Annotated in this window: 9 protein-coding genes; 4 read left to right on the forward strand and 5 right to left on the reverse strand. The window is 68.4% G+C overall.

Features of this window, described 5'->3' with window-relative positions:
• Positions 1-435: 435 nt before the first annotated feature.
• Entirely contained in the window at positions 436-651 is a 216-nt protein-coding gene (locus ACFWPJ_RS21050; protein WP_378853790.1) for a hypothetical protein, read from the reverse strand.
• A gap of 120 nt (positions 652-771) precedes the next feature.
• On the opposite strand from ACFWPJ_RS21050, the gene ACFWPJ_RS21055 reads away from it, so the two are divergent.
• Positions 772-1,575, forward strand: coding sequence for a metalloregulator ArsR/SmtB family transcription factor (locus ACFWPJ_RS21055; protein ID WP_378853792.1), 804 nt, complete (start codon positions 772-774; stop codon positions 1,573-1,575).
• Positions 1,576-1,587: 12 nt separating this feature from the next.
• Entirely contained in the window at positions 1,588-2,178 is a 591-nt protein-coding gene (locus ACFWPJ_RS21060) for a dihydrofolate reductase family protein (RefSeq protein WP_378853794.1), read from the forward strand.
• A 3-nt stretch (positions 2,179-2,181) separates the two neighbouring features.
• Here the strand turns inward: ACFWPJ_RS21060 and ACFWPJ_RS21065 are convergent, their stop codons facing one another.
• A complete protein-coding gene (locus ACFWPJ_RS21065; RefSeq protein ID WP_378853796.1) occupies positions 2,182-3,177 on the reverse strand; it encodes an alpha/beta fold hydrolase in 996 nt (331 codons plus the stop codon).
• Positions 3,178-3,219: 42 nt separating this feature from the next.
• Between ACFWPJ_RS21065 and ACFWPJ_RS21070 the strand changes: the two genes are divergently transcribed.
• Entirely contained in the window at positions 3,220-4,068 is an 849-nt protein-coding gene (locus ACFWPJ_RS21070) for an SDR family NAD(P)-dependent oxidoreductase (protein ID WP_378853798.1), read from the forward strand.
• Positions 3,996-4,400, forward strand: coding sequence for a diiron oxygenase (locus ACFWPJ_RS21075; protein WP_378853800.1), 405 nt, complete (start codon positions 3,996-3,998; stop codon positions 4,398-4,400). Before ACFWPJ_RS21070 ends, ACFWPJ_RS21075 begins: the two co-directional genes overlap by 73 nt.
• Here ACFWPJ_RS21075 and ACFWPJ_RS21080 read toward each other — a convergent pair.
• The 3 genes from ACFWPJ_RS21080 to ACFWPJ_RS21090 form a co-directional block, all read right to left on the reverse strand.
• Positions 4,326-5,063, reverse strand: a complete 738-nt coding sequence (locus ACFWPJ_RS21080) for an SDR family NAD(P)-dependent oxidoreductase (RefSeq protein WP_378853802.1) — start codon at positions 5,061-5,063, stop codon at positions 4,326-4,328. The genes ACFWPJ_RS21075 and ACFWPJ_RS21080 overlap by 75 nt on opposite strands.
• Positions 5,060-6,082 (reverse strand): phosphotransferase family protein, encoded by a 1,023-nt coding sequence (locus tag ACFWPJ_RS21085; protein ID WP_378853804.1) that lies wholly within the window; start codon positions 6,080-6,082, stop codon positions 5,060-5,062. Before ACFWPJ_RS21085 ends, ACFWPJ_RS21080 begins: the two co-directional genes overlap by 4 nt.
• Positions 6,079-6,657, reverse strand: a 579-nt coding sequence (locus tag ACFWPJ_RS21090) for an acyl-CoA dehydrogenase family protein (RefSeq protein WP_378853806.1), incomplete at its 5' end; no start/stop codon positions are given. The genes ACFWPJ_RS21085 and ACFWPJ_RS21090, both read right to left, overlap by 4 nt.

Below are 6,657 nucleotides of genomic sequence, written 5' to 3' on the forward strand. Positions count from 1 at the left end.
GCCGTACGTTTGACGAGCCTGCCGTGGGCATGGACCTCCCGTGTCTCCTCGCCGGAGACGATGCGGCGGGCATGCTGGATGAGTTTGTCGTCGGTCAGTTGGATGACGAATTCGGAGCCCGGGCTGCTGGGCTGGATGAACGTGAAGTACGCGGGTTGTGCCATGACGCCCTCCTCGATGCAATCGGGTTGGAAGAAATGGGACCTGCTGGTCGATCCTAACCGCCTCGGGGTTCAGTTGGCTGTTTCTCGTTTCGGCGGGGCTTACAAGACGCGGATTCGGCGACCCCAAATACTCGGCGGCGATCAGCCCGATGAGCATTCCTGATTCGGGGATGTCCGAAGAATCCAGGCGGACCCCCGGCTCACCCACCACGAGGTGGGCTAGCTCGGCGAGATCGCCCTCACCAGCGACCGCGTGCGCTGAGCTCGGACCTTACGGCGCCACCCGGACTCCTACCCCGAGGTTGCGCAGCGCGGTGGTCAGGAACTCGTCGACAGCATCGGTCCGCTCCAGTTGCACGAGGTGGCCAGCGTCCGGAACCTTCACCACCGCACACAGGTCCGGGACGTTCGCGCGCAGCACGGCAAGCGGGTCGCGGCCGCTGAAACCCTCCATGTAGGGGTCGTTCTCGCCGTAATCGTCGAGCACACCAGCGCGATTGCGGCCCAGCTGGGAACGATGTTCCTACCTGCGGAGATCATCGGCGACCGATAGGCACTTCGAAGTATTCCTTGACAAGAATATTCCTATCAGAGAATATTTCTACACATGGACGAGACAGCCGCAGCACTCGGAGACGCCGCACGGTGGCGCATCGTCGAACTCCTCGCCGAACGCCCTCGCTCCGTGGGAGAACTTGCCGAGCTGACAGGCCTGCGCCAGCCACAGACCACCAAGCACCTCCAGACCCTGGCCCGCGCCGGTCTCGTCACCGTGTTCCCACTGGGACAGCGGCGCGTCTACGCCATCGAGTCCGGGCCACTCACCGGGCTCGAGCGTCGCCTGCGCCAGCTCGTCCAGACCATCGAAGCGAACGCGGACGAACGCGACGTGGTCGAACGCTATCGCGCCGCCATCGAGGCGGAATCGGCTGTCGCCGACCATGATCGGTGGGCCGACGGCCGCACCTTCACCTTCGATCGCGTGCTGGACGCGCCCCGCGAAGTCGTCTGGCGACACTGGGTCGACGCCGATCTGCTCGGATCATGGCTGGCCCCGCCGTCGATGACGATCACCGAATGCGCTCTCGAACCGACCCCCGGCGGACGCGCCATCCTTGATTACCGCGATCCCGAAGGCCGCCGGTACCGCTCCGCCGGAAAGGTCAGCGCCGCAACAGAAGCCGAACACCTCGTCTTTGACCTCTCGGTGCTCGACGCCACCGGGGCGGTGTCCTTCACCGGCCACTACGACTTGACCCTGGACTCGGTTCAGGGTGGCACCCGTCTTCGGCTCGGGCTCACCATCACCGAAACCTCCGTCGAGGCCGTCCCGCATATCGCCGGGATCGGCACGGGATGGGGACAGGTGCTCGACAACCTCGCCGACACGCTCGGCACCACCAGAAAGTAAGGAAGCACAGCCATGACCGAACGCATCGTGACCGCCAATATCGGCCTCACCCTCGACGGACGCTACAACGGACCCGGCGGCCCTACCGACGCCGCCGCGATCGTGCGCTACGCGACCACCGAGGTCGCCCGCGACCACCTCACCCGGCTCTGGGAGAACGCGACAACGGCAGTCCTCGGCCGCCGCAACGCCGAGGGATTCCTCGCCTACTGGCCGACGGTGGCCGCGGACGACACCGCCGATCCGCGCGACCGCGCCTACGCGAAGTGGTTGGTGGACACCGACAAAGTCGTCCTGTCGACCACCGTCACCGACGCGCCGTGGGAACACACTCGCATGGTGAACGCGCCCGCCGCCGACGTCGTCACGGAACTGAAGGCGACCGGAACCGGCGAGATCCTCGCCAACAGCAGCCCGACCGTCATCAAGGACCTGCTCGCGGCGGACCTGATCGACCGGCTGTATCTGCTGATCTGCCCCGAGATCGCCGGCGACGGGCAGCGCCTGTTCGACGACGGCCTGCCGGATTCCCGGTGGACGATCACCCACCACGAGGTGGGCGAGCTCGGCGAGATCGCCCTCACCTACGACCGCGTGCGCTGAAACCTACGGCGCGACCCGGGCTCCCACTCCGAGGTCGCGCAGTGAGGCGGTCAGGAACTCGTCGACGGCATCGGTCCGTTCCAGTTGCACGAGGTGGCCCGCGTCCGGAACCTTCACCACCGCACGCAGATCCGGGACGTTGGCGCGCAGCACGGCGAGCGGGTCGCGGCCGCTGAAACCCTCCATGTCGGGGTCGTTCTCGCCGTAGAGGAAGTAGGTGGGCACCGGGACCTGCGCGCCGGCGAAGGCCTCGGTGAGTGCCCAGTTGCGATCGAGGTTGCGGTACCAGTTCAGGCCGCCGGTGAAGCCGGTGCGTTCGAACTCCGTTGCCAGTGTGTCGAATTCGGATTCGGAGAGCCACGACCATGGCAGGGCGGGCGCCTGCGGCAGGACATCGAGGTAGCCGAGTCCCGGCGGGTTCTTCCAGGTGTCGAGGTAGTGGTAGTCGCCGGAGAGCGAGTAGTACACGCGGGCAAGGAATTCGCGGGGACGGGCCGCCAGTTCGGCATCGGCCACACCCGGTTCCTGGAAGTAGGCCAGGTGCAGGAAGTGCCGCTGCGCGGCCTTGGTCCAGAACTCGGACGGGGCACGCGGCGGTCGGGGGGAGAACGGATTGTTGAGCACCGCAACGGCATCCACGCGTTCTGGCGCACGCAGCGACAGCTCCCACACGAGCTGGGCGCCGAAATCGAGACCGACGAACACGGCTTTCTCGGCGCCGAGGTCGTCGAGCAGCGCCAGCAGGTCACCGATCACGGCCTCGTTCGTGTAAGCGGCGACATCGGTGGGGGCATCGGTGCGGCCGTACCCGCGCAGGTCGGGGGCGATGCCGCGGAAGCCGGCGGCGGCGACGGCCGCGAGCTGGCGGTGCCACACGAACGAAGTGTGCGGGAATCCGTGACAGAAGACGACCGGATACCCCTGCCCCTGCTCGGTGACGTGCATCCGGATACCGCCGGTGTCCAGGAATCGATGGGTCAGCTCCACTACCGTCTCCATTTCTAGAACGTGTTCTTATTTTGACGGTAGTGTCTGGAGGTCATGAGCGGAACACCCAAGATTCTCGCAGGCAAGGTCGCGGTGGTGACCGGGGCCAGCCGCGCTATCGGCAAAGGCATCGCCCAGGAATTGGGCGCGGCCGGGGCCACCGTGTACGTGACCGGCCGCACCACCACGCCGGGCAGGCTGCCCGGCACCGTGCACGCCACGGCCGAGGAGATCACCGCGCTGGGCGGACACGGGGTCGCCGTCGCCTGCGATCACGCCGACGACGCCGCGGTCGAGAAACTCTTCGCCCAGGTCCGCGACGAGCAGGGGCGGCTCGACGTGCTGGTGAACAACGTCTACAACTCCCCCGCCGCCGCCCGCTGGCTCGGGCGCAAGTTCTGGGATGTGCCGCCGAAGGCGTGGGACGAGACCTTCGACATCGGTGTCCGATCGCACTATGTGGCCAGTGTTTTCGCCGCGCCGCTGCTGATCGAGTCGGCCGGCCTGATCGTCAACGTGTCGTCTCCCGGCGCCCGGCGGTACATGCACAACGCCGTCTACGGCGTCGGCAAGACCGCCCTGGACCGGCTCACCGCCGATCTCGCCCACGACCTCGACGGCACCGGCGCGACGGCGATCTCGATCTGGCCCGGCATCGTGGATACCGAACTGCTGCAACTGGTTCCGGCCGACGAACAGGGCCGTCGCCAGGTCACCCTGCCGGGCGAGGGCACCTTCGACCTGAACGCCGCCGAGACGCCCCGCTTCCCCGGCCGCGCCGTGGTCGCCCTGGCCGCCGATCCGGACCGCATGGCGCGCGCGGGCACCGCGTGCAAGGTCGCCGACCTGGCCGAGGCCTACGGATTCACCGACGTCGACGGCCGGATTCCCCGCGCCGACTGACCCGGGCCCGATCGGTCTGCGCACACCCATCGAACTACCAGAAGGCCCTGATCAGGTCGGGGCACGCGACCCAGCCGACGCTGCTGCGGATCATGGAGATCCACATCGCCGAGGAGGCGCGCCACACCTCCTTCGCCAACGAGTTCCTGCGCGCCCACCTCGCGCGGATGAACCCGGTGACCAAGCAGCTGTGGAAGCTGCTGAAGATCGACGGCGGGCACGCCCGCTACCGCAGCGAGCCGCATCGCCTGATCCCGCTATGCCCGGTAGCCGTCGGTTCCCGCGCGCGACATGACGATCGTGGGGACCACGGCCTGGGCGGACAGGCGTAGCAGGGCGTCGACCATCTCGACGATGTCGTTGACCGCGAGCATCCGCTCGGGGGGAATCCGGTCGTGGATCCAGGCGCTCATGTCGGTGTCGACGTAGGCGGGTGCGATCGAGGTGGCGGTGACCCCGTTGCCGGATTCTTCGGCGTTGAGGGTGGTGAGCAGGGAGATGAGCGCGGCTTTGGCGGCGCCGTAGATGGCCAGTCCGGCCTCGGCGTAGACGCCGGTGATCGAGGACAGCGCAATGACTTTCGCACCGTGGGCGGGATCGGCGGCTGCTCCGGCGCGCAGCATCGGCAGGGCGCCCTGGATGAGTTGGATGGGTGCGCGCACGTTGACCGCGATGGTCTTGTCGAAGCGCCGCATCGACGACTCGGCCAGTGGGCCCGCGGTGCCGACGCCCGCGTTCAGGATCAAGGCCGACATCGTCGCGAATCGGTCGGTGTGCGCGGTGAGTACCCGCGCGACGCCCTCCTCGTCGGACATGTCGGCGGCGACGGGGACCACCTCGGCGGCGCCGTGCGCACGCAGCTCGGCGGCGACCACGTCGAGCCGGTCGGGATCGCGCGCGGTGATGGTCAGCGAATAGCCCTGCCGGGCAAGCCGATTCGCGATGCCCAGGCCGATACCCCTGGACGCGCCGCTGATCAGGGCGGATTTGGTCATTTCCGGTGTCCTTTCAGTGCGCGCAGGCCGGCGGCCATGAATTCCGGGGTGGCCTCGGCGGCGCGTTCGGCCGCGGCTCCGGAGTCGGAGCCCCGCAGCGCCCGGTGGGTGATGCCCTCGCCGATCACGCCGAGTTTGAAGTTGGCGAGCGCGAGGTAGAAGCCCCAGTCGCCGAGGTCGCGGCCCGACGCCGTCGCGTAGGACTGGGCGAGGGTGTCGGCGGTGGGCATCCGGTCGCTGGTCCACGCGGCCGACGAGCCGAGGACCAGGTCGAACACGGGTGAGCGGTACACGCACATCAGGGCGACATCGGTGAGCGGGTCGCCGAGGGTCGACATCTCCCAGTCGACGACGGCGCGCACCCGGCCGGGATCGGCCGCGTCCAGAATCGTGTTGTCGATGCGGAAGTCGCCGTGCACGATCGAGGCCGCCGATCGGGTCGGCAGCGCCTCAGTCAGCGCGGCGTGCAGCGCGGTGACGTCGGCGAGTTCGCGGGTCTTCACCCGATCCCATTGGGACGCCCACAGATTCACCTGGCGCTCGACGAAACCGGTGGGTCGCCCGAATTTCTCGAGCCCCACCGCCTGCGGATCGACCTCGTGCAGGCGGGCCAGCACCCGCACCAGCTCGGCCGCGCTCGCCTCGACCTGGTCGTCGGTCAGGGTGGCGAGGTCGTCCTGATCGCGGATCACCAGGCCGTCGACGTAGTCGACGACGGTCATCGGGGCACCGAGCGCGGTGCCCTGCGCATCGAAAGCGATGGTCCTCGCGACCGGGACCGCCGAGCCCTGGAGTGCTTCGGTGACGGTGAATTCGCGGGCCATGTCGTGCGCGGACGGCGTGAGTCCGGCGACGGGCGGACGCCGCACCACCCAGGTCGAGTCATCGTCGGCCGCCGTGAAGGTCAGATTCGAGCGGCCGCCGCTGATCAGTTCCACCCGCAGCGCACCGCGCACCGGTACGCCTCTGTCGCGCAGGAACTGTTCCAGGGCAGCGACATCCATGCCAGGCAGACTCATTCGGAGTCCTTGTGCGCGCGCTTGGCCGCGCTCACCGCACGCTTGGCGATGGCCCAGCGGTGCACCTCGGACGGACCGTCGTAGATCCGGAACGGACGGACCTCGCGCGACAGCCGGGCCAGCGGCAGGTCGGCGGAGACACCCAGGCCGCCACACATCTGCATGCTGCGATCGATGATCCGGAAGATCGCCTCGGCGGCATAGGTTTTCGCGATCGAGGTGGCGTTCGCCGCCTGCTCGCCGCGATCGAGTTCCCAGCAGGCGCGAGCCAGCAGCGCGCGGGTGGCGGCGATGTCGATCTCGTTGTCGGCGATCATCTGCTGGATCATGCCGAGATCGCCGAGCCGCGAACCGAATCCGCGCCGCTCGGCCACCCGCGACACCGCCACATCGTGGCCGCGGCGGGCCGCGCCGAGCCAGCGCATCACATGCGTCATGCGGGCGGGGCCCAGTCGCACCTGGGCGTATTCGAAGCCGCGGTCGTCCGCGCCCTGCTCCGCACATACCCGGACCAGCAGGTCCTCGAAGATCACCTCGCACTGGCCGCCGAGCAACGACCGATGGAGGGTGTCGAT

It is taken from the genome of Nocardia sp. NPDC058497 (assembly GCF_042720195.1).
GTDB lineage: Bacteria > Actinomycetota > Actinomycetes > Mycobacteriales > Mycobacteriaceae > Nocardia.

Coding starts and splice junctions, on each gene's coding strand:
- ACFWPJ_RS21065 (WP_378853796.1), bottom strand. CDS start 3,177: ATGGAGACGGTAGTGGAGCTGACCCATCGATTCCTGGACACCGGCGGT.
- ACFWPJ_RS21060 (WP_378853794.1), top strand. CDS start 1,588: ATGACCGAACGCATCGTGACCGCCAATATCGGCCTCACCCTCGACGGA.
- ACFWPJ_RS21080 (WP_378853802.1), bottom strand. CDS start 5,063: ATGACCAAATCCGCCCTGATCAGCGGCGCGTCCAGGGGTATCGGCCTG.
- ACFWPJ_RS21070 (WP_378853798.1), top strand. CDS start 3,220: ATGAGCGGAACACCCAAGATTCTCGCAGGCAAGGTCGCGGTGGTGACC.
- ACFWPJ_RS21055 (WP_378853792.1), top strand. CDS start 772: ATGGACGAGACAGCCGCAGCACTCGGAGACGCCGCACGGTGGCGCATC.
- ACFWPJ_RS21085 (WP_378853804.1), bottom strand. CDS start 6,082: ATGAGTCTGCCTGGCATGGATGTCGCTGCCCTGGAACAGTTCCTGCGC.